Source organism: Oceanobacillus sp. CFH 90083, assembly GCF_009389585.1.
Classification (GTDB): Bacteria; Bacillota; Bacilli; order Bacillales; family Amphibacillaceae; genus Oceanobacillus.
This window is the reverse complement of sequence record NZ_VIYG01000003.1, coordinates 183,128-204,857: the sequence shown is the minus strand read 5'-3', so window position 1 is coordinate 204,857 and position 21,730 is coordinate 183,128. Positions and strand designations below refer to the sequence as shown.

General features: G+C 37.8%; 21 protein-coding genes. 5 read left to right on the top strand and 16 right to left on the bottom strand.

Going from position 1 to position 21,730, the window contains the following annotated elements; all coding sequences use genetic code 11:
• Positions 1 to 164 precede the first annotated feature (164 nt).
• Entirely contained in the window at positions 165 to 1,082 is a 918-nt protein-coding gene (locus FLK20_RS05925) for a LysR family transcriptional regulator (protein WP_152655624.1), read from the top strand.
• Positions 1,083 to 1,231: 149 nt separating this feature from the next.
• Here the strand turns inward: FLK20_RS05925 and FLK20_RS05920 are convergent, their stop codons facing one another.
• The 5 genes from FLK20_RS05920 to FLK20_RS05905 all read right to left on the bottom strand — a co-directional run bounded on the left by FLK20_RS05920 (position 1,232) and on the right by FLK20_RS05905 (position 6,705).
• A complete protein-coding gene (locus FLK20_RS05920; protein WP_152655623.1) occupies positions 1,232 to 3,373 on the bottom strand; it encodes an SNF2-related protein in 2,142 nt (713 codons plus the stop codon).
• A 421-nt stretch (positions 3,374 to 3,794) separates the two neighbouring features.
• Positions 3,795 to 3,971, bottom strand: a complete 177-nt coding sequence (locus tag FLK20_RS21560; RefSeq protein ID WP_194165542.1) for a hypothetical protein — start codon at positions 3,969 to 3,971, stop codon at positions 3,795 to 3,797.
• A 334-nt stretch (positions 3,972 to 4,305) separates the two neighbouring features.
• Positions 4,306 to 4,821 (bottom strand): phosphoribosylanthranilate isomerase, encoded by a 516-nt coding sequence (locus tag FLK20_RS05915; protein WP_152655622.1) that lies wholly within the window; start codon positions 4,819 to 4,821, stop codon positions 4,306 to 4,308.
• A 16-nt stretch (positions 4,822 to 4,837) separates the two neighbouring features.
• Positions 4,838 to 5,926: an aminotransferase class V-fold PLP-dependent enzyme gene (locus FLK20_RS05910; protein ID WP_227994870.1), complete on the bottom strand. Its 1,089-nt coding sequence runs from the start codon at positions 5,924 to 5,926 to the stop codon at positions 4,838 to 4,840.
• A 26-nt stretch (positions 5,927 to 5,952) separates the two neighbouring features.
• Positions 5,953 to 6,705 carry an HAD-IIB family hydrolase gene (locus tag FLK20_RS05905; RefSeq protein ID WP_152655621.1) on the bottom strand — a complete coding sequence of 251 codons (753 nt, stop codon included), beginning with the start codon at positions 6,703 to 6,705 and terminating at the stop codon, positions 5,953 to 5,955.
• Positions 6,706 to 6,780: 75 nt separating this feature from the next.
• Here FLK20_RS05905 and FLK20_RS05900 point away from each other — a divergent pair, with 75 nt between their 5' ends.
• Positions 6,781 to 7,446 (top strand): Crp/Fnr family transcriptional regulator, encoded by a 666-nt coding sequence (locus FLK20_RS05900; RefSeq protein WP_152655620.1) that lies wholly within the window; start codon positions 6,781 to 6,783, stop codon positions 7,444 to 7,446.
• A 45-nt stretch (positions 7,447 to 7,491) separates the two neighbouring features.
• On the opposite strand, the gene FLK20_RS05895 is transcribed toward FLK20_RS05900, so the two are convergent.
• The 10 genes from FLK20_RS05895 to FLK20_RS05850 all read right to left on the bottom strand — a co-directional run bounded on the left by FLK20_RS05895 (position 7,492) and on the right by FLK20_RS05850 (position 16,230).
• A complete protein-coding gene (locus tag FLK20_RS05895; protein ID WP_152655619.1) occupies positions 7,492 to 7,803 on the bottom strand; it encodes a hypothetical protein in 312 nt (103 codons plus the stop codon).
• A 241-nt stretch (positions 7,804 to 8,044) separates the two neighbouring features.
• Entirely contained in the window at positions 8,045 to 8,803 is a 759-nt protein-coding gene (locus tag FLK20_RS05890) for an SDR family NAD(P)-dependent oxidoreductase (RefSeq protein WP_152655618.1), read from the bottom strand.
• A gap of 85 nt (positions 8,804 to 8,888) precedes the next feature.
• Positions 8,889 to 10,157, bottom strand: coding sequence for a TRAP transporter large permease (locus tag FLK20_RS05885; protein WP_152655617.1), 1,269 nt, complete (start codon positions 10,155 to 10,157; stop codon positions 8,889 to 8,891).
• The gene (locus tag FLK20_RS05880; protein WP_152655616.1) at positions 10,154 to 10,672 is read right to left on the bottom strand and encodes a TRAP transporter small permease; all 519 of its coding nucleotides are present in this window, start codon (positions 10,670 to 10,672) and stop codon (positions 10,154 to 10,156) included. The genes FLK20_RS05885 and FLK20_RS05880 overlap by 4 nt, the downstream gene beginning before the upstream one ends.
• A 24-nt stretch (positions 10,673 to 10,696) precedes the next feature.
• Positions 10,697 to 11,692, bottom strand: coding sequence for a TRAP transporter substrate-binding protein (locus tag FLK20_RS05875; RefSeq protein WP_152655615.1), 996 nt, complete (start codon positions 11,690 to 11,692; stop codon positions 10,697 to 10,699).
• A 135-nt stretch (positions 11,693 to 11,827) separates the two neighbouring features.
• Positions 11,828 to 12,781, bottom strand: a complete 954-nt coding sequence (gene pfkA, locus FLK20_RS05870) for a 6-phosphofructokinase (protein ID WP_152655817.1) — start codon at positions 12,779 to 12,781, stop codon at positions 11,828 to 11,830.
• 107 nt (positions 12,782 to 12,888) lie between these two features.
• The gene (locus FLK20_RS05865; RefSeq protein ID WP_152655614.1) at positions 12,889 to 13,020 is read right to left on the bottom strand and encodes a GapA-binding peptide SR1P; all 132 of its coding nucleotides are present in this window, start codon (positions 13,018 to 13,020) and stop codon (positions 12,889 to 12,891) included.
• A gap of 26 nt (positions 13,021 to 13,046) precedes the next feature.
• Positions 13,047 to 13,991, bottom strand: coding sequence for a transketolase family protein (locus FLK20_RS05860; protein ID WP_152655613.1), 945 nt, complete (start codon positions 13,989 to 13,991; stop codon positions 13,047 to 13,049).
• Positions 13,988 to 14,830 (bottom strand): transketolase, encoded by an 843-nt coding sequence (locus FLK20_RS05855; RefSeq protein WP_152655612.1) that lies wholly within the window; start codon positions 14,828 to 14,830, stop codon positions 13,988 to 13,990. The genes FLK20_RS05860 and FLK20_RS05855 overlap by 4 nt, the downstream gene beginning before the upstream one ends.
• Positions 14,831 to 15,210: 380 nt before the next feature.
• Positions 15,211 to 16,230 carry a zinc-dependent alcohol dehydrogenase gene (locus tag FLK20_RS05850; protein ID WP_152655611.1) on the bottom strand — a complete coding sequence of 340 codons (1,020 nt, stop codon included), beginning with the start codon at positions 16,228 to 16,230 and terminating at the stop codon, positions 15,211 to 15,213.
• Between the two features lie 244 nt (positions 16,231 to 16,474).
• Between FLK20_RS05850 and FLK20_RS05845 the strand changes: the two genes are divergently transcribed.
• Together FLK20_RS05845 and tpx are read left to right on the top strand one after the other, a co-directional pair.
• Entirely contained in the window at positions 16,475 to 17,482 is a 1,008-nt protein-coding gene (locus FLK20_RS05845) for a LacI family DNA-binding transcriptional regulator (protein WP_152655610.1), read from the top strand.
• A gap of 243 nt (positions 17,483 to 17,725) precedes the next feature.
• On the top strand, positions 17,726 to 18,223 hold the full coding sequence (gene tpx / locus FLK20_RS05840; protein ID WP_152655609.1) for a thiol peroxidase: 498 nt from the start codon (positions 17,726 to 17,728) through the stop codon (positions 18,221 to 18,223).
• A 138-nt stretch (positions 18,224 to 18,361) separates the two neighbouring features.
• On the opposite strand, the gene FLK20_RS05835 is transcribed toward tpx, so the two are convergent.
• Positions 18,362 to 20,566 (bottom strand): Z1 domain-containing protein, encoded by a 2,205-nt coding sequence (locus tag FLK20_RS05835; RefSeq protein ID WP_152655608.1) that lies wholly within the window; start codon positions 20,564 to 20,566, stop codon positions 18,362 to 18,364.
• A 342-nt stretch (positions 20,567 to 20,908) separates the two neighbouring features.
• Here FLK20_RS05835 and FLK20_RS05830 point away from each other — a divergent pair, with 342 nt between their 5' ends.
• Positions 20,909 to 21,598, top strand: coding sequence for a GntR family transcriptional regulator (locus FLK20_RS05830; RefSeq protein ID WP_152655607.1), 690 nt, complete (start codon positions 20,909 to 20,911; stop codon positions 21,596 to 21,598).
• The last annotated feature ends 132 nt before the right edge of the window (positions 21,599 to 21,730 follow it).

Below are 21,730 nucleotides of genomic sequence, written 5' to 3'. Positions count from 1 at the left end.
AAACAACATCCAATAGAAATAACCCTCAAGAATGCGTTTACATTAATTATTTCAATGGAATAATTGTTAATATTCATCTTATAACAATATCTATTTGAATAGTAATGGGAATTGTTCTATAGTCATTATAGACTTTTGGTTATATAGTAAAAGGAGACTATAATATGTTCTTTAAAAATTTCGAATATTTTTTAGCTATTGTAGAGGAAGAAGGGCTATCAAAAGCAGCTAAAAAGCTATATATTTCACAGCCTTCTCTTAGTAAATATTTAAAAAGACTGGAGGAGAATCTTGGAGTCGAATTATTTGATCGCAACGCATCTCCATTAAAACTTACTTACACAGGAGAACGCTACTACCAATATACCTTACAAATCATGTCACTGGAAAAAAAACTACAGAAAGAGTTTTCTGAAATACAAGCAAACGATCGAGGGAAAATTCGTTTTGGACTCGCAATATGGAGAGGCGCTTCTCTATTGCCGGAAATTCTGCCTTCCTTTACGACCATGCATCCAAATATTGAAATAAATATTACGGAGGGGAAATCTAATTTTCTAGTAAGGGAGCTTTTGAATGAAAAAATTGATTTTGCCGTAATGAACTTGCCAGCTGATATGGATTTTTCAAAGCTTACTTACGACACACTTATGGAAGAGGAAATTTTACTTGTAGGTAATAAAGACCACTCACTGGTTAGAAAAATAAAATCAGATAATTTTAAGCAATATCCTTATATAGATATTTCCTTATTAGAATCAGAGCTTTTTATTATTACCAAACCTGGACAAAATTTAACATCAGCAATTTCACAGCACTTCAGCAAAAAACATTTTGAACCTAAACATATATTAGAAACTGAGAATTTAACTACAGCAATAAATTTAGTTTCTGCAGGAATGGGTTTCACTTTTATGCCCGAGGGCGGGTTGAAGGGAAAACAGCTTCCAGATAATATTGAGGTTTTTACATTAAATGATCCCAGTATGCTGTGGTCTTTAGCAGTAGTATATAAGAAAGATACTTATATGACGAATATCTCTAAGCTATTTATTAACTCTCTAAAAGAGATTTATCAATAACTGTTCTCCTATATATTAAAATCAGTATGCTATACTCTCAATCGTAATAATCCATTTAATACTCTTTACAGAATAACAGGCAGTCTTATCAAAAATATGATTAATACTATTTTTAATAAGACTGCCACAAAGTTTACCAAGTTCCCCTCTTAACCCACAATCTGCAAAAATCGTTCTTTCTCCAGCTCTAATACTTTTTTCTGAATCGAAGCCTCTTCTTCCTCCTGCTCCTGTTCATCTAAAATACGAGTAGCCGTATCCGTTTCTCTGATAAACAGATTAAAGAGATCCGACTTCTCCCCTAATACTTCCAGCATCGCTACATCTATACTGTCCTCTGTCAATAAACGATAAACGACCACATTTCGGGACTGCCCCATACGGAAAGCACGGCTGATTGCCTGCTCCTCCATGGATGGCTTCCATTGCGGCTCACATAAAATAACCACATTGGCTGCCTGAATATTTAATCCAACACCACCGGCAGTAATCTGACTGACCAGCACCGCACCAGCCTCATCAGCTGTAAAGGCATCAATAATTTCCTGCCTTTTATGATTTGAAACATCTCCAGTAATGGTTCGATGTCTCCTGCCTTTCAGATTTTTACTGATTGTTTCAATAACATCTTTAAAGTAAGAGAATACCAGCACCTTATGCCCATTCTTCTTAGCATTCGCGCATATTTCCAAAAGTTTTTCAAGCTTCGGCGATTTATCTGGAGTCCCACCCTGCCAGCCTGCACGGCGCATTGCCATAACCTGTTCACCCTTCACTGCCTGCTGATAGAATTTCTCCTCTTCCTCTCCAAAACGAACCCACTCCGGAATTATTTCTAAATCGGGAAGTTCATTTAAGACATCCTGCCGATTTCTTCTTAAATAAACTGGAGCAATCGCTTTGCGAAATGCCTGCGGATGAAGCAGGTGCATTTCCTTCGTTAAACTGTTCGCAATTTCCGGTTGTAACACAGAAATTAATTGCTTCATTTCTTCTATGCTATTTTCCAGAGGCGTTCCACTCATAAACAGCACATATTCTGCCTTATCCGTTAAATAATAAACGTTTTGTGAGCGCTTGGCATTCGGATTTTTCACATAGTGCGCCTCATCGACAATCAGCGCATCAAGGGACTGTTCTTTTTCAAATGGCAGAAGATGCCCCGCCAATTCAAACGTTGTAATTAATACCCCTGTTTCTTCTTGCCAAGCTTTAAAATGTTCCGCACGATTGCTGCCATGAAAGACAAATGTCTGTAAATCAGACCGCTGTTCCAGTTCTCTTTTCCAATTTGCAACCACACTTAATGGACAAACAATCACAGCATGTCCTTGTTTTTTTTGCTTGAGATGATTAAGAATAGCAAGTGCTTGAATCGTCTTACCCAGCCCCATCTCATCGCCCAGCAGTGTTTTTTTATATTGCAGTGCATATTTCGCACCAAAAATTTGATAATTTCTTAAAGTAATGTCCAAGCCTTTTGTATCAAGCGGATAACGATTAACTGCTTCTACAACTTCTTGCGGTAAGCTTTCCGAGATATTCTTCGAGTCAAAGTCCGTTGCTTTTTCAATTTCTGTATAATAAAAGGCATTTTCTGTTTCAAAATGTTTCCTGAGCTCCTCTTTGCTCACTTCAAAATCAAGCATGTAATCTAATTTTTTCTTAATTTGCTCTAATTCCTTCTGATGCTTGCTTTTATTTAAATTGGCAAAAGCAGACCGAATCTGCTCCTTTTCCTCTTTTGGCTGGAATAATGCCCAAAAAAAGCCCTTCTGCTTCTTTGCCATTTCAATATCGGAAATTGTTTCTTGATAATACTCCTTGAATTTGTTCTGCATCTCCTCCACAAGCTTCAGCAGATGCCACTTTTTATAAATAGATTCCAGCAAATTCATATCTTCATCTGAAATATCATCCGGATTTACCCGGGGGGTAGCCTGTTCATAAACAGATGCTTTTATTTTTGCAACAGCCTGATAAATCCGCTGCGCAGTCTGCTCCCCGATCCCGTCCAGCTGCATCCATTCTTGAGGCGTTTGCTCAGCTATATCCTTCACCGTTTGCAAGCCGTTATGCATCAGAATATGGACAGGAAGCCCTTTTTCCAATGTTAAAAGGCTATCCAGCGGCATATTTTTTAATTGTTCATTTCCTGAGCTTGTTTTCAGCCTCTTCCAAATTCCTTTGATTCTATCATTAAATAACTCCTCCGAGCTGATATCGATACTAGCGTGAATACGGTTCAGTTCAGCTTCTAACCGTTCCACGTCTTGTTTTGTTCTTACCATAATACTTCCTCCTGCTGCTCTATATAAAACGTGTATATTTTTCTTTTTTATTTATCATAGGGCGACGATTGCGGTGTAATAGGCACCTCTTGCTGCCTCTTCTATGTTCAAGGTTATATATAATCGGATAACTCTGTAGAATCAATGATATTTTATTATTGTAGCATTGTTTAGCCTTTGATAAAAAGAGAATATTCCTTTGTCATCATATATTCCCCTTTAGAATTTATTAAAAACCTTGGCATCCGCAAAGCCTTTGAGTAAATAATGCCTTGCTGCACTCATGCTAATCTGCTTATCTAAAAGGAGATACTTTATTCTAGTATCGAAAGTAATTTATGTATCATTAAAACAACCGTTTGATATAAGAATACCAAACGGCAAGTCCTGCGATGCTGCTTACACGCACATGATACAAATGTTAGTGTATCTGATAAGAATTTACGCTGTGTATCCTCTGCTGATGAGGTGTATTTTTGCGGTTTCCCTTAAAAAGAAGGTGGTTTCGGGTTAATAAGTGCTTATAATATGAAGCGAATCCCGCTTGTGATAATCGCAAATTAGCCATTCTTTTCATTGGCTCATCTGTTTTATCCATCCTATCATCCTCCTTGCTTTAGCGTATGTCCAAGGAGAAATAATTATGAAGGCGGATAAAATACACTGCTTAATTCCTTCATTCCCCAGATTCGCTCTCTCTGATAATATATGGTTTATTTGTATATATATTTCAGAAAATATGTAAGGAAGGGTATCTGCATAGTTATAGTGATGCACTCATTCTTGAATATCTCCTGTTTCGTCCAATGCATTTTCTTCCTGACTACTTTCTTCTCCACTACAGACAGCTAATACAATATCCTTCCATGCGTAAAATATCGTAGTATGCCCCTATGAACGCCGATAGGTTAGCTGCATCTGTACCTGCCATATTAATGTTCTTTCCTATTTTGTGAGATGAATCTCTGTAAATACAAAATCTTATCTACATCTTTCTCATTATTTTTATCCGCACGATAGCTGTCTTTAGAAGAAGCCTTATACACTTTTAAATATTGTTCCGATGTTAACAAATAATACTTTACATCTCCCTGCTGGTGAAGTTCTAAATCCTTCAGCGGTATCCCGGCAAAGTCTGGTAATGTATCCATAATGCCGAATCCCACAGCCAAGCTCTCCTTTTCAAATTCATGCTCATGCAGATCAATTAAGCTGTATTCCAGCGATAACATGATATTCATAATTTCATCCCAATCATAGATAGCTTGTTCCGGTGGAATCTCCCAGCCTCTTTCATCACCGGGAACATGAATATCTAAATCTTTCGCATCCCAGTTCTTCCCTGTAACAACTTCCAAGCCTACAGATCCCATTAATAGCGGGATAATGTTTTTCTGATTAAGCTGCTTTGCAATGGTTAGAAAAATAGTATACTTATCATTTTGCATTTATTCTTCTCCTTATTTATTCCGATAAAAGCACGATTTCATCAATCGCTCTTTCAATATCCTGCCGGGTATTATAAAAATGTGGTGCGATCCGGATTATGTTGTCTTTTGCAGTCAATACAACTCCTTTATTTTGCAGCTTACGAACAACCTCAGCAGCCTGCGGATGAGCAAATGCAGTTAGACTTGTTCTGTTTTCCAGCTGTTCAGTTCCATATAACCTTAGTCCTTTTTCGCATCCGTACTGCACCGTGTACACCCCTAATTCCTTAAGATAAGCAGCAATACGATGAACACCTACAGATTGAATCAAATCCAGAGATGCCCTGGCAGTATAAGCACTGATAAATGAAGGCGTACCTGTATCAAATTTTCTCGCACCTATTTTTCCTTTCCCCAGCCATCCTGTTATGCCAGGTTGAAGTTTTTCGGTAGTTTCTTTATTAATATACAGAAAAGCAATTCCGGGAATTCCTAACAAATACTTTCTTGTTCCGGTTGTCAAGAAGTCGATTCCCATCTCTTTTACATGGATAGGGCAATGACCGGCTGACTGATAGGCGTCTACAAATAATAGTGAACCGTATCGGTGTGCCATTTCTGCTATTTCCCTGATATCCATCCTTAATCCACTTTTATAGTGAACATGAGGAATGGATGTAAGCAATGTTTTTTCATTGATATACTTTTCAAAGGATTCTAACGAAATCTCCCCTTGCTCAGCTGGAATTACATGCAGCTTTCCTTGAAACCTGGCTTGTGAGAACCATACGTCTGCAACAGTGGGGAAATCAAGATCTGTGAAGATTATTTCATCTCTTGTTAAAGAATCTGGAAATGCTGTTGCTACTGCAGAAATAGCATGTGATACAGAGGATACAACAGCTATTTCGTCCGTATCTGCTCCAATAAGACCAGCAAAGGATTCCCGGGCCTTTTCCAGCATTTCCATTGCTGCGTCCCAATTGGTTCCATTAGTCAGCAATTCCTCGTGATATGCTGTCATTGCACTGGAAGTACCCGCCGGCAATAATCCCTGTGAACAGCTGGCAAGATAATTTCGATTATTTAGTGTAGGAAATTGCGAGATAATCTCTTCATTCATGCTATCTCTCCTTTTATCATAGAGATCTAAACAGATACTTCGTGTATTTCTTTATTTCCATAGGCACTCAACACTTTCTTTATCATCGCTGAAACTTCTTTCTTTTTCACTGATGCCGATGCATATTGTTTAACCTCATGTTCACCGACACAGACGCTATACAATGCATTCTCAAACAAGCACTGATCATTACTGTCATTCCCAAATGCAATAAATTCCTGTACCTGTAAGCTATGCAGCCCTCTCACTTTATTGATTCCAACCGGGCTGATATCTATCGCATTTTCTCCTTTGTAGCTGGTTATATTTACAGGCAGGCTGGACAGTTCATCTATTATTTGTTGCGGAGGTTGAAACAGAACCAGCTTACACAGCTTATGCAAACTTCTCAATTCCCGATTTTCAGCTGAAGTCTGATTAATATTTTTATAAATAGGATGCGTCTTCTCTCCTGTAAAAGCATAATCCCAGTCACTGTCTGCCAAATACGTTATCTGGTTATCCTCTACCAGTGTAATAAGCTTTGTCAGCAGACTATCTTGAAAATGAATGACATCAACCTTTCCATTATTGGAAGTATATGCCCCATTCCCTCCAACCAGCTTCTCTTGTTGAAAAGATTCCGGCAGAACAGGCAATAAATCCCGGATTGGTCTAGCGGATGCAAAAATCACCTGATGCCCTGACGCTTTTATTTCCTCCAGTGCTTGTATAATGGATGAGTCTATTGTTTTTCCGTCAAAGCATATCGTACCATCTATATCAAAAACAAAATTCATTTGAATCACCTCGTTTTTTAAGTATACTATGTATTAAAAAATACAAAAGGACAGATGTCCCAAGGAGAAAATCACATGGCATTAAAACAATTTGCTGTTATCTATAATTATTCGATTCCAAATGCATTGGAAAAGGAAGTCATCATTCGCACATACAAATCAAATGAATACATATTAACTGCCGGAGAAGAGATAGATGGATTTTATTTTTTAGTAAGCGGAAAATACTTTGTTTCCAGTCAGGAAATCACCGGCAAAGAACTGTTACTGCGTTATTGTCAGATGCCTGCTATTATGGGAGACATTGAAATTCTGGAAGAGTGCTTGATTCAATCGAACTGTATTGCGGCAGAGCCATGTACTTTTGTCTTTATCCCCAGAAGGATTTATGAAATGGAGTTAAAATATGATGCAGCATTCTCACAAATACTGTTAAAAGAATTGGCATACAAGCTTCGGACATGCACCATTTCATCCAGAGTGAATGCTCTGTCTCCTGCTAATGTCCGCCTTGCTGCTTTTTTATGCACTGTCTCTTCTGATGCAGATTCTCAAGCTTCATATATTTCAACCAATAGCCTTGAAGAAACAGCTGCTTTAATTGGAACAACCAAAAGACATGTTAATCGTATTTTAAAACAGTGGATGGATCAAGGGATTGTGGAGTGCGAGAATGATGAAGTACGGATTTTAGAGTGGGATAAGCTGGAAGAGATTTCTGAGGATGTACGGTTTAAATAACACTGGCCATTCTAAGAAATCTTCTTCTGTTTGAGCCGGCATCTATCAGTAATCGCCGCATTTCCTGACCACATAAGTAATTGCATTCGTTTGCAATAACACACCTTTTTCATCCCGTGTTATTGTATACTTCAACGGTTTCACCAGCTGCTTCAGTACTTCCCAGCCTGCATACAACCTGTTTAGCTTATGAAGCATTTCATCTGTTTTAATATTCACTTCCATCATGACATCTAATTTTCCATTTTCTGCAATAGCTATTTCTTCTACCCCAGAATTAACAATAATGCAGTTGATGCCATTCTTTTTTGTCCCCTTTGCCATATTTTCGAGGTGCTCTATAATTCGGATTGTCATTAGAATCAAGCCTGTGCTATTTATGTATGAACAGTACAGGCTACTACGGTTATTGATAAATAAACTGGTTCAATATAAAATACATTCAACAAAACTCACCATGTCTCTTAGAAATGCAGACCAAGGTGAGTCTTTATTACAAACAAAAAGCTATGATTCTTTTATTTTTATAGAATCATAGCTTTTCTCATCATTATATTTGTGGATGCTGTTATCACTACATGTTCTTTCCCCTTACCCATCAATCCATATGGGAACCACCGTTAATATCAATTTCTTCTCCAGTTATATAAGACGCTTCATCCGATACTAAAAATGCAATCGTGGATGCAATCTCATCCGTTTCACCAGGTCTCCCGACAGGAATGCTATCTATTACTTTTTTTGCATCCGCTTCAGGAAGCGACTTCCAAATCTCTGTGTTGACTAAACCAGGTGCAACACAATTCACTGTAATTCCATCAGTGGCCACTTCACGTGCAAGATTTTTAGAAAAGCCTAACACTGCTGCTTTTGAAGCAGAATAATGCGCTCCGCCAAATACTCCCCCTCCTCTTTTAGCAGATACGGAGGAAAGACTTACAATTCTTCCAAATTGCTGTTCCTTCATTGTTTTTAAAACAGCCTGTGTACAGAGAAATAATCCAAACATATTTACACTAAACACTTTTGACATATCTTCTAATGTCATATCCTCAACAGTAACTTTTTGAGAGATGCCAGCATTATTAACGAGAATGTCAATTCTGCCAAATTCAGCTAAAACTTTCTCAATCATTTTATCTACTGACTCTTTACTAGTTACATTTAATTCTACTCCAAGAGCTTTGCTTCCTGCTGCCTCTACAGCTTTTACAGTATCTTGAATGCCTTCTGCGTTTAAGTCGGCAACTACAATAGATGCCCCCTGCTTTGCCAGTGTTAAAGCGATATTTCTTCCAATACCTGTTTTTGATCCACTACCTGTTACGATTGCAACCTTATTATTTAATTTAAACATATTTTAATCTCCTATCTATTATTCATTTTATTTTTAACATATGTTAAATCCTGTCTTTCTCTTTGTTATCCAGATATTTAAATTGCTATAAGAAAAGCAATGTCAGTTGTGGAATTGCCGCAATAACAATAAGTCCTGCTAACAGAACAAAAAAGAAAGGAATAGAAGCTCTGGCTAATACCGGTATACTTAACCCTGATATTCCTGAACCGACAAATAAATTTACACCTAATGGCGGAGTGATAAACCCGATTGCCAGTGTAACAATCATCACAATTCCAAAGTGAATAGGGTCCATTCCAATCTGAATAGCCATTGGGAATAAAATTGGTGTGAATATAATAACAGCCGCAGAAGTATCAATAAACAACCCAATAATTAACAGCATCACAATAATAAGCAATAAAATAATGAAGTTATTATCAGAAATAGATAAAAATACGTCTGCAAATGCTTGAGGTATTCTTTCAAATGACAAGATATTCCCAAATGCATTTGCTGTACCAATAATAATTAAAATAGCTACAGAACTTAGTGAAGCGTTTCTTAATATCCCATGCAGGTCACTCAGTTTAATCGCCTTATGCAGGACAACACTGACAAATAAGGCATAAACCACTGTAACGACAGCAGCTTCTGTCGGTGTAAAGATTCCTCCATAAATACCGCCCAGGATAATAATTGGTACTAATAAAGACCATTTCGCTTGATTAATTGCTGAGAACAATTTCTTAAAGCTGAACTTCTCATCTGTCCCTTTATATCCCATTTTTTTCGAATATACATATGCCCAAATGATTAAAAATAGCCCAATGAGAATCCCCGGCAGAATACCGCCGATGAATAAATCACCGATAGACTCACTTGCTGATATCCCATACAAAACCATTGGTATACTTGGAGGTAAAATAATTCCTAATGATCCGGCAGCTGCAATAAGGGCTGTTGCAAACTTCTTATTGTACCCTTCCGCAACCATCGCCGGAATCATAATACCCCCAACCGCCGCAACCGTTGCAGGACCTGAACCGGAAATAGCTGCAAAAAACATCGCTGTGATAACTGCAGCCATGGCAAATCCGCCAGTATAACGACCTACAAATACATTCGCCAAGTCAAATAATCGTGTTGAAATACCACCCTTTCCCATTATCTCCCCAGCCAGAATGAAGAAAGGGATAGCCATTAACGGAAAACTGTCTGTCGATGTAACTAACCCTTGAGACAGAAAGGTAATGGATATATCAGAAGAATAAATAGCTGTAATGAGACCAGCCATGCCTAGTGCAATTCCAATCGGTACCGTTAATGCCGTGAATAGAAAGAAACTGCCAAATAAAATAAATGCCGTCATGCCGTTTCCCCCTGTTCATCTGTTACTTGCCTCGAATTTTTATGTTTTAATCCTTTTAATTGTTTGATTTCAATGATCATGTTCTGTATAAGTCTGATAGATGTTAAAGTCATACCTGCGACTGGAGCAGCATAAATCCAGCTTAAAGGGATTTGCAATGCAGCAGATTCTCTAGTGATTCTTAAAACGATATCTAGTCCAAAGTAAGTCATTACTAATGCAAATATTAAGAACAGCACATTAGCAAGCAGCGCAATCATCAGTTTTCCTTTTTCTTGAAACAGCATCGTTATGGCATCAACACCTAAATGCCTTTTCTCTTTCACTGCATAGCTTACACCTATATATATCAGCCATATAAACATATATCGTGCCAGTTCTTCCGACCATGTCAGCGAGTTATCAAATACATACCTCATAATCACCTGAAGAAATATAATAATAACTGTAAGGGCACTTAAACACACAAGAATGTATTCTTCAAAGTGCTTATCCAGCCACCTTATTATTTTCATTACTTTCCACCCCTTGTCTTCATGCTACTCAGCCGCCTCAATTACTTTATCTACGAATTCCTGCCCAAACTGTTTTCGGAATTTTTCGTAAACTGGTTCTACATTTTCTTTAAATACATCCGTATCCGGATAAATTACCGTCATACCAGATTGCTCTAATTCATCAATTATTTGTTCTTCCTTATTTACTATTAAATTTCTATGAAACTCTGCTGTTTCTAAAGCACTTTCTTCAATAATTTTTTGTTCCTCTGGAGTTAACGATTGCCAGAACTCCTCACTGATTGCAACAGGCATTGGAATATATTGATGTCCTGACATAATCAGGTAATCTTGAACTTCATTAAATCTACTTGCAAGCGTGTTAGCGACCGGATTTTCCTGTGCATCAACTGTTCTCTGCTGAAGTCCCATATATAATTCTCCAAAAGCCATCGGGGTTGGATTAGCACCCAAAGCTGAAAAAGTACTTAACGAAATAGGGAACTCCGGGGTTCTTATTTTAAGCCCTCTTAAGTCGTCCAAATTCTCAATTGCTTTATTTGCAGTAATATGACGGAAACCGTTTTCAAAAAAAGTAAGTATTCTGAGATTATCTTTCAAAAATGGTTCTGTTACTTCTCTTCCTATATCTCCATCCAAAACTTCCCATGCTTGCTCATAGGAATCAAATAGATACGGAAGTTCAAATACTCCTATTCTTTGATCATATTGGCTAAATGCACTAGCTGTAACCATTTGTAAATCATTTAATGTAACACTTTCCACTTTTTCAGCCTCTGATCCCAATTGATCACTCGGAAAGATAATTACTTCCATCTGTCCATTCGATTTTTCTTCTACTAATTCCTGAAAATGAAGCACAGCAGTATGTCTCTCATTTGTCTCCGCAGCATCGTGACCAAACCGGATTACGGTCACATCTTCAGATAATACATTGCCCGTCGAAAAGAACACGACAATTACTGCAATAGCCAGAGCACAAATCATAGAAACAACTGTATTTCGAAGCTTATTCAATTCTTTCCCTCCTGTCTCGCCGTTATGTCGATAATAAAATTTTGTAAATCTATTTGAAGGTATCCATTGATTGGAAGTTCATCTAGCAGCTTAACCAATAACCTGTCGTTGTCTGCACAGATTTTATTCTCCTACTTACTCTGATACACTTCTCACTCTGCCGAAAGTGCTTTTTTCTAATTTCTCATCAGCAGCCTGTACAAATGCATGCTCTGTTATTTTTCCATTTTTAACTGCAACCATAACCCCCGTATGCCTGCGTCTGAATAAATCTAAAGCTTTTTTCCCCATCTCATGGGCAAGTATGCGATCATAAGCACTTGGCGCTCCTCCTCTTTGCAAATAACCAAGTACAAGAACTCTTATCTCTAAATCTATTGTTTCCTGAAGCTTCTGTTTAAGCTCTTCACCACTATAAGCTCCCTCAGCTAAAACAATGATGTTATGCATTCTTCCACGTTTTTGATTTTGTTCAATCCGGCTGATGACCTGGTTAATATCAAAGTCCGCTTCCGGAGTAATAATAGATTCTGCATCCGTGCCAATTCCAGCCCATAGTGCTATATCTCCGGCATCACGCCCCATCACTTCAACAATCACCGTACGTTCAATCGAAGCAGCAGTTTCTTTCACCTTATCAATGGATTCAACGACAGTATTTACAGCTGTATCAAAACCAATGGCATATTCTGTACCATTCACATCATTATCAATGGTTGCCGGAATTACAATAGCAGGTATCCCCTGGCTGGACAGCTTCATCGCACCTTCCAGTGACCCATTACCGCCAATCACAATGACCCCTTCCATTCCATGCTCCTTCAGCACGGCTATTGCTTGTTTCTGCCCCTCTGCAGTTTTAAAATATTCACTTCTTGCACTGCGTAAAAAGGTACCGCCGCAGTGAATGGTATCTTCTGTGTCTTCCGGTCTAAGTCTGGATATTTCATGATTAATCAAGCCTTCATATCCATGACTTACTCCATAAATCTCCATACCATAAGCAGATCCATGCTTTACAATCGACGATATAGCAGCATTCATTCCCGGTGCATCTCCGCCACTTGTTAAAACAGCTACTTTTTTCATTGTTTCGATCCCCATCTTTCTATATCCCACACGGAACAGGTAGTAATCCCCACTTTAATTACCTTAGAAACAACAGCTAAAGTGAGGACTGGCCATAATGAATGAAATTAGTTTTTCTGTTCATTAATTACTTTGCATTTCTCACATATTCCATATCGCGTACTTACTTTTTCTGTATGGAAGGTTCCTACCTCTTTCTCACAATATTTACAAATAATAACCCCAAATTTTTGACTCATCCTGCACCCTCTCTCTTGATGATAGATTAAAGGATTTCTTCAGCCTTATTCACAATATTTTCTACAGTGATCCCATTTATTTCTAATAATTTTTCGTAAGGAGCAGATTCTCCAAATTGATCCTGTACACCAACTCTCCTCACTATCCCCTCACCTTGTTCAGCAACTATTTCACTAACAGCACTTCCTAAACCATTAATAATATTATGATCTTCCACCGTTACAATTTTACCAATCTCAATACATTCCAAAATGGCTTCCCTATCAATCGGTTTAATGGTATGCATATCAAGCAGCTTCACAGAAATACCTTTATTTTCTAAAATTTCTGCTGCCTGTATAGCCAGGTGGACCGTATCCCCATTTGCAATCAATGCAATGTCCTTCCCATCTTTTAGTTGTTTTGCTTTTCCGATTTCAAATTCTTCATTCTCATCATAAATAATAGGAATCGTATCCCTTGTGAAGCGAAGGAAGACAGGACCATATATTTCAGCAGCTTGTTTTACCAGTTTTCGGGTAGAATGATAATCTGCCCCCATGATAACCTTCATATTCGGAAATGTACGTAATACCCCCATATCCTCGATTGCTTGATGACTTCCACCGTCATTAGCAGGAGTTAAGCCGCCATGCGAGCAAGCAATTTTTACATTCAGGTTGGGATAACAAACTTCTTGTCGAATCTGTTCTGCCATGCGTAAAGAACCGAATACAGCATACGTACTAACAAATGGAATTTTCCCTGTAGTAGCAAGGCCAGCTGCTAATCCAGCTGCATTTTGTTCTGCAATCCCTACATTGACATGCTGTTTAGGAAACGCATTCATAAACTTTGTTGTTTTACACGAACCCCCGATATCCGCATCTACGACTAAAATATTTTTATTTTTCCCCAGCTCTGCAATTTCGTCACCAAAAGCTTCTCTGGTTGCTTTCTTCTCGTTTGATTTCAAATTCATAACTGTCATACGTTTAACCCCCTTGCTAATTCTTCCATTGCCAGTTCGTATTGTTCTTCATTAGGTGCTTTACCATGCCAGCCAACAACATTTTCCATAAAGGAAACCCCTTTCCCTTTAACTGTATTACAAATAATACATTTAGGCTTCCCATTTTTGGCGTCCCGCACTTGATCTAAAGCTTCTAAAACCTCTTCCATTGAATGTCCGTTGATTCGATTTGTTTCAAAACCAAACACTTCAAATTTCTTCTCTAAATCACCGTTTGGCATAATTTCTTCTGTTGGGCCATCAATTTGTAAACCATTATCATCGACAAAAACAACCAGGTTATCCAATTCATACTTCACAGCCGACTGTGCCGCTTCCCATATCTGCCCTTCCTGACACTCACCATCTCCTAAAACAGCAAAGACACGGTATGATTTTTCATCGAGCTTCCCGCCTAAAGCCATTCCAACAGCGCATGACAGCCCTTGTCCAAGCGACCCTGTGGAAATATCTATTCCTGGGCACTTCTTAGAATCCGGATGCCCTTGAAAAGGAGATTTATATTCTCTTAGTGTATTAATTGTTTCAAGAGGAACAAATCCTTTATGTGCTAAAGCAGCATATTGAATCGGAGCAACATGACCTTTCGATAAAACAAACCGGTCTCGATCCTCCCAATCTGGATTTTCAGGGTCAATATTCATTTCATTAAAATATAAAGCGGTTACGAAATCTGCTGCTGAAAGTGAGCCTCCAGGATGACCAGACTGTGCCTTATACACCATGGTAACCGCCGATTCTCTTAAATCTATTGCCTTCTTTTTCAATTCTTCAAGTGTTAAACTTCCCACTTCCATCACCCCAATTATGATTTATTAAAAAAAGATTCAATCTTTAATTAATCGATTTATCAAATACTAATAAAGAAAACGCAATCACTTACTATTGTTTTCAGGTAAATCGATTAACCTAATAAACCGAATTATATATTGTAAGCGGAATCATGTCAACATTAATTTTTAAATTTTTATAATGAAATCATTACAATAGGCTACAATTAACAATAAACAGAAAGAGTCTGGACTTTTTGCTTCCAGACTCTTTCTGTTTATTGTTTACACCTCTCACTGCTTAAAAAATTATAATAATGCTTACATATAAACTTAAAATAACTGGAAAGATAAACTAAAAGTTGGAATCCATTTTCTTTTGGACTCTTCTCCATGAAAATTTACTGTTAAGAAAAATCAATTAACACTTTGATAGCACCATCTTTTTTAGTAGCAGCAACCTCCATAGCTTTATTAATTTCTTCTAATTGAAAGGTGTGTTTGGTTAAAACGTTTAATGGATAGCTTTGCTGCGAAATAATGTTGACAGCTTCTTGAAAGTCTTCTTTTTTGTACATAGAAGACCCCAGAATTTGAATTTCAGACATAAATACTTTATTCAAATCTATGGCTGTTTTACCTTCAAAAATAGCAATGGATACAATCTTTCCTTTCCTTGAAACAATCTCGAACGCGTCTTCTACAACCGTTTCAAAGCCCACAGTCAAGAAAACCTTATCTACATTTCCCATGTGCTCCTTTACATAATCCGTTATAGAATTTTCGCTTATATCTACGGTATCTGTTACTCCTATTGCTTCACCAGCCTCCAAATTATGCTTCAATGTATCTGTAATTACGATTCGTTCAGCTCCTGCATGAAGGGCCGCTACCGCAGTAAGTAAACCGATCGGGCCAGATCCGAGAATTGCTACCTTATCCCCTTTTTCGATTTCTGCAACTTGAACAGCATGAACCCCAACTGCTAACGGCTCCGCAAGTACGCTAACCTTGTAAGGGACATCTTCCGGAAGCTTGTATATGGTTGAAGCAGGTACTGTAATATATTCAGCAAACGCCCCCTCCCACTTTTGAGTTCCTAAAATAGTTTTCCTATTACAGAGATGATAGTCACCTCTTTTACAGTATTCACATTTTGAACAACCATATTGGGGCTCAACCGTTACAATATCTTTTTCCTTAAGCCCCGCAACATCTGAGCCTAGCTTAAACACCATACCAACCACTTCATGCCCCAGAATACTCGGCGGCTCTCTAAATGGGTGCATACCGTTGTACGCATGTATTTCTGAACCGCATATTCCTGTTTGAAGCACTTTGATAACCACCTCATCAGCTTCAAATGAAGGTATTTCCTTATCAATGAGACGAATATTCTTAATTTCATCAAATACTGCAGCTTTCAAGTCAGACACTTCCTTTTTAATTTTTTATTACACACTCAACTAAAAGCTCAAGCAGGATCTTATAACAAAATAAAAATGCATCACATTTAGTTAATCGTTTTACTAATTTTATAATGAAAACGCTTTTCATGTCAATAAAATAATGGTTGCTATCATAGCCTAATAGTTGAATAGTAAAAGAATCTAATGTAAGATACTATATAAAAATAAATAAGGTTAATTGTTTTAACTAAGAGGGGATAAAATGAAAAAAGAAGGAATCACAATGAAGGATATTGCAAGGGAAGCTAATGTATCTGCTGCAACTGTTTCTCATGTTATTAATAATACGAAGCATATATCAGAAGTAACACGTAACAAGGTACTGGAGGTTATTAAACGGCATCACTATGTACCTAATTCTGCTGCAAAAAATTTAAGACAGCAATCTTCCAAAACTGCCGGTCTCGTTGTATCCAGTTTTCCGGATTCTTTTGTTACGGAAATGATATTTGCTATCGAGGAACGCGCTAAAGAGATGGGATACAATCTGTTACTGGTTAATACCAACGAAGATCGCGAATACGAAGAAAAAACAATTAACCTGCTTCATTCTAAGCAAGTAGACGGCATTATTCTATCGCCAACCTCAGGTGATATTCAGTATTTACAAAATTATACAAAAGATAACTTTCCAATTGTTATGTTAAATCGCTACGAATCTACAATAAAAAACATTCCAAGAGTTACAGGGGATAATTTCCAATTGGGTTATGATGCTACGATGCATCTTCTTCAGCATGGTCATCAAAAGATAGGATTTATTTATTCCTATCCAAATGTATCAACCACTGATGATAGGCTGAAAGGCTATCAAGAAGCATTGAGACAATATAATATTCCATATCAGGAAGAATTTTTTGTCCAGGGATATGCTAAAGTGAAAGGTGGCTCAGATGCCGTCCAGGACCTGCTCACCAAAGATAATCAAATTTCCGCTTTTTTTGTTCAGAATGATTTAATGACAATTGGAGCAATAAGCAAAATTAAGGAATTAAAATTAAAAATTCCAGATGATATTGCATTAATCGGTTTCGGGGATTTTTCATCTTCACATATTATTGATCCGCCTATTACCAATATCCTTTTACCACCTGAAACCATTGGGAAAACAGCTTTTGATATGCTTTTAAATAAAATTAACAATCCGAACTATATGAAGCATATTGAATTACCGCCTTCGATGATAGTAAGGAAGTCATGCGGATGTTAGCCGTCCGCCTATTACTTCTATTAGACAGAACCGCTGTCTAATAAAGAAACGGTACTTATCATAAGTGTGTTAAAAAAGCTTGTGAAAGAAAATTAAATTTACTTTATACGACTATCGATACTATCCGGGCTTACATTTATTAATGTTCTTCATATCAAGGGATACAAGGAGAACCTCAACCTCCTTGCAAACGATTTAATGAACATTTTTAATAAAATATAATGAATTACAGGAGGAATTTTCATGGCATCAGTTACTTTTAATCAGGAAGAAATCACATTGATCGGAAAGGAAATTAGAGTAGGCGATCCTGCTCCTGATTTCACTGTTCTTTCCAATCATTTAGATGAGGTTACATTAGATAATTACAAGGGAAAAGTTAAATTAATCACTACCGTTCCATCTATTGATACAGGTGTGTGTGAAGAGGAAACAATTCGATTCAATAAAGAAGCAGACACCATCCCAAATGTTCAAATTCTAACAATCAGTATGGATTTACCTTTCGCACAAAGCCGTTGGTGTGCCGCAAATGATATTAAGAAACTGGATACGTTATCCGATCATCGCGATGCCAGTTTCGGGGAAAATTACGGTATGCTGGTTGAAGAATTGCGCCTCTTAGCAAGAGCCATTTTTGTAGTAGATGCTAATAATACCATTACTTACGTAGAATATGTAAATGAAATTACAAATCATCCAAATTACGAAAAAGCACTGGAAGCTGCTAAAAACGCTTAATTGACTGAAAAAAACCAATCAAATTCGAAACAAAATTTGATTGGTTTTTTTGTCTTCTTTTTCTCTTCAGTCAACAGCTTGCTGTCATTATTTGTTCAACTGTGCATCCCTTTTATGAAACTGATTATTCACTCAGCATTACCGTTCCTTTATCCCTTTCCCGGCAAACACCGTCGTTTTCGTCTCCTCAGGCGCAACCAGCACCGGCCAATAAAAAGCGCCGCCACGCCAGCCCTGTTCCTCTGCTCCATGCTGCCTTATCAAAATAAATGCCGGGATGACCCTGGCCAGCTGACGAGCTATTTTCAATTCATCCTGCTTTGTATCCGGTGCATCTTCAAATCGGCCAGTGCTTTTCCGAATACGTGCCATATTACGATTCTGGCGTAAAATTACCCAGACATATCCTTTTCGATTTGTGTCTATTTCTTCTGATAAATAGTTCATTACAGCACAATAAGTTTCTAAATCCCACTCGTAGCCTTCTTTAAACTCATAGGTTTGATATATCATTTCTACCAGCTGCTGTACTTTTTCCTTTTTAACCAGAAAACAGCGGTCATCCTTGGGGTGTGCTGCTTTTGCTGTCTGCTTCATTGTTTCCACATATTTATCTATTTTCTTCATTTCCCGCTCCAGATAGCTCTTCGCAATTGTTTGAAAACCTGTTGGCAGCATCCTTTTTCCCGGCTTCAGCATTTGCACGCTTGATAATAAAATTTTATTCGGATTGCACGGTAAAATCGTATGATTGATATCCTTTTGAATAAAGGTCACTTCCCCGCTGTTCGCCCCAGATTCAAAAGCCCTGCGCAGCTCTGTATCAAACTCATGCATCTGCTCCATCACATCATAAATTCGTTTCGTTGTATAAAAACGGGTAACCGCAATATCTGCCAGCGGACGGGCTCCATACATTCGCGAGTGCTGTAATACAGTATCCTGCTGAAATTTTTGCGGGTTCCGTCCATAGTAGAAACCAATTAGATTTTTTATCGTAATACCGCGGTCGAGAATTTGGCCGCCGATAAAGAAGTTAAGCGGTGTCCGCAGTTTCAGCTCTCCTGATTTGTCTAATAGATTATCGACGTCCTGCTCTGAGTTCACTATTTCAATCAACAGCTCTTCTTCAGCAATGGCTTCACGGACTTTGGAAAACACTTCAGCGAAGGCAGGAAAATACATCCCCTCCCTTTGTGAGCGCCTGAAATCCTGATATGCTTTCCGGATTAACTGATCAAAGACTGGGTCTTCCTTCTCCATTGCGTCGCGGAGCTGCTCCTCCATATGGAGCATTACCTCTTCCTGCCACTGATGGGCAGCCTTTGTGGTGATGGTATGCATAATAAAAGCATATTTTTCAAGACGCTGATTCTCTTTTTCCTGTTGAATATTACGAATTTTACTGCCGACAATAAAATGAATCAGAGCAGTGCGGATCCCTTCATAACGCTCACCTCTAAGTAAATGAGTCACTTTCACCCTGCGTTTATCACTTTTTCTTAAAATTTCAAGCTCTTCTTCCTGAATTTCATGATAGAGATAACTCGCCATATGCTGATCTTCTTTAGATTTTTCAAAATACATTTCTCCGCCGACATATTTATCATGCACTGGCACTAATTCTGTAAACGCCGGCCGCTTCGGCTGAAATGCTTTATGCTCATGAACCGTCATATCATCCGGCTGAAGGTATAAGGAGTATGGTGTTGCTGTTACCTGCAGATAAGCCGCATCATCTAACTTGGCACGAATGTCATCAATTTGCCCGGCAATCACTTTGAGATCTATTATATTCTTATCTCTGATATTGTCATAAGCTACAGAAGCGAAATCTGCTTCATCATCAATAAATAAGATTTTCCGCATGGCCAGCTCCGGATACCTTTCAAATAATAGACTTTCTAAACGCTGCATATTTTTCTTTTCTTTTTTCAGAACAATTACAAGCTTTTTCTTTAATTCAAATTTACGCAGCTTGACCGGCATTTTCATAATGTCATAAACCGCTAAATTATCTTCCTCTATGCATTCTAAAAATTCACTTTCTAATCTTTCATAGGTCTGTCTGACAAGCGCATTTGAATTCTTTGTCAGGATAATCACAACCTCAAAACCATTATCAAACCCTAATCCCATGGAACCAAGGAAAGAGCGTGTTTTTCCTGATTGAATGTGCCCCAGAAGCATCCCTGGCTTTTTCGATGTAGTAGAAATTTCTAATAGCTGATTGACCGTATTCTGCATCACTGTTATTTCTTCTGTTTTATAATTGTTTTTCTTAAAGGCAAGAGAAAAGAATCTCCCATTTGTTTTTAATGCTGCTGCATCAGGTGTTTGCATATTTATTTCCTTACTTTCTTTTAACCAAAAACTAAAAGTGACCTGATCAGCCACTTTCAGCTTTTTGTTTTATTCGAGTTATGTATCTAGTATTTATCTAAATATACCATTTTTAGATCATGTGCTCAATCGCTGCGAAACCTTAGAAATTGCACCACACGAGGCATCACTGCCTGGTTCATGCATTTCATTCTTATCTACTTTTCTGTTTATTCTCCTTACAGGAAGAAATAACTCTTCTGGTTACTTTAATATCTTTAGTATAATAGGGTTAAGTTGGATAACAAATTAACAAAATGAAATAATACAGCTATCTTTTGTGTATAAGAAGGAGCGGTTTATATGGAATTTCCATTAGATAAAATAAAAGCAACCATCCATCATATTGAAGATTATAAATTACCTCAGCAAGCTTATTTAATACTTAAAACTGCCATCAGGGAACTGATTCTGTCTCCAGGAAGTATGTTTTTAGAACGTGAAATAACAGAATTTCTGGAAATGAGCAGAACACCTGTAAGGGAAGCCTTTGTCCGGCTGGAAACGGAAGGATTAATCCGGCTTGTCCCCCGTAAAGGATTTGTTGTCGAGCCTATCCGTCCAGAGGATCTGCAGGAAATCTACAGTGTGATTGTAGCACTTGACAGCATCGCAGCAGAAGCAGCAACACGGCACGCAACCGATAAAGACATCCAGCAGCTCCAGCATATGATTGATGAACAACTGGAGGCATTGGATCGTGAAGACTTAGCACGCTGGTCCAAGCTGGACGACTTGTTCCACCGTCGTATTTTAGATTTAGCTTCCAATCAACGTCTATCTAATACCTATGAAACTTTCGATGACCAATGTCACCGGGCCAGGCTTTATACGATTCATCAAAGACCTCTACCGACACAATCGATTCAGGAGCATAAAGCGATTGTCGCCTGTATGATCGCAAAGAATGAACAAGCCGCAAAGTATGTTATGCAGGAGCATCGAAATAGATCACATATTGAAATTTTAAATGTACTGCGCAGAGAAAATTAGCAGAAAGGGATGCATTCCTTTCTGCTAATTTTATTTAATGAATACATTAAATAAGTTTAAAACACGAAAAATAAATATTTTAAATATTATATTGACATTAATGTATACATTGATTAAGATATATATAACTTA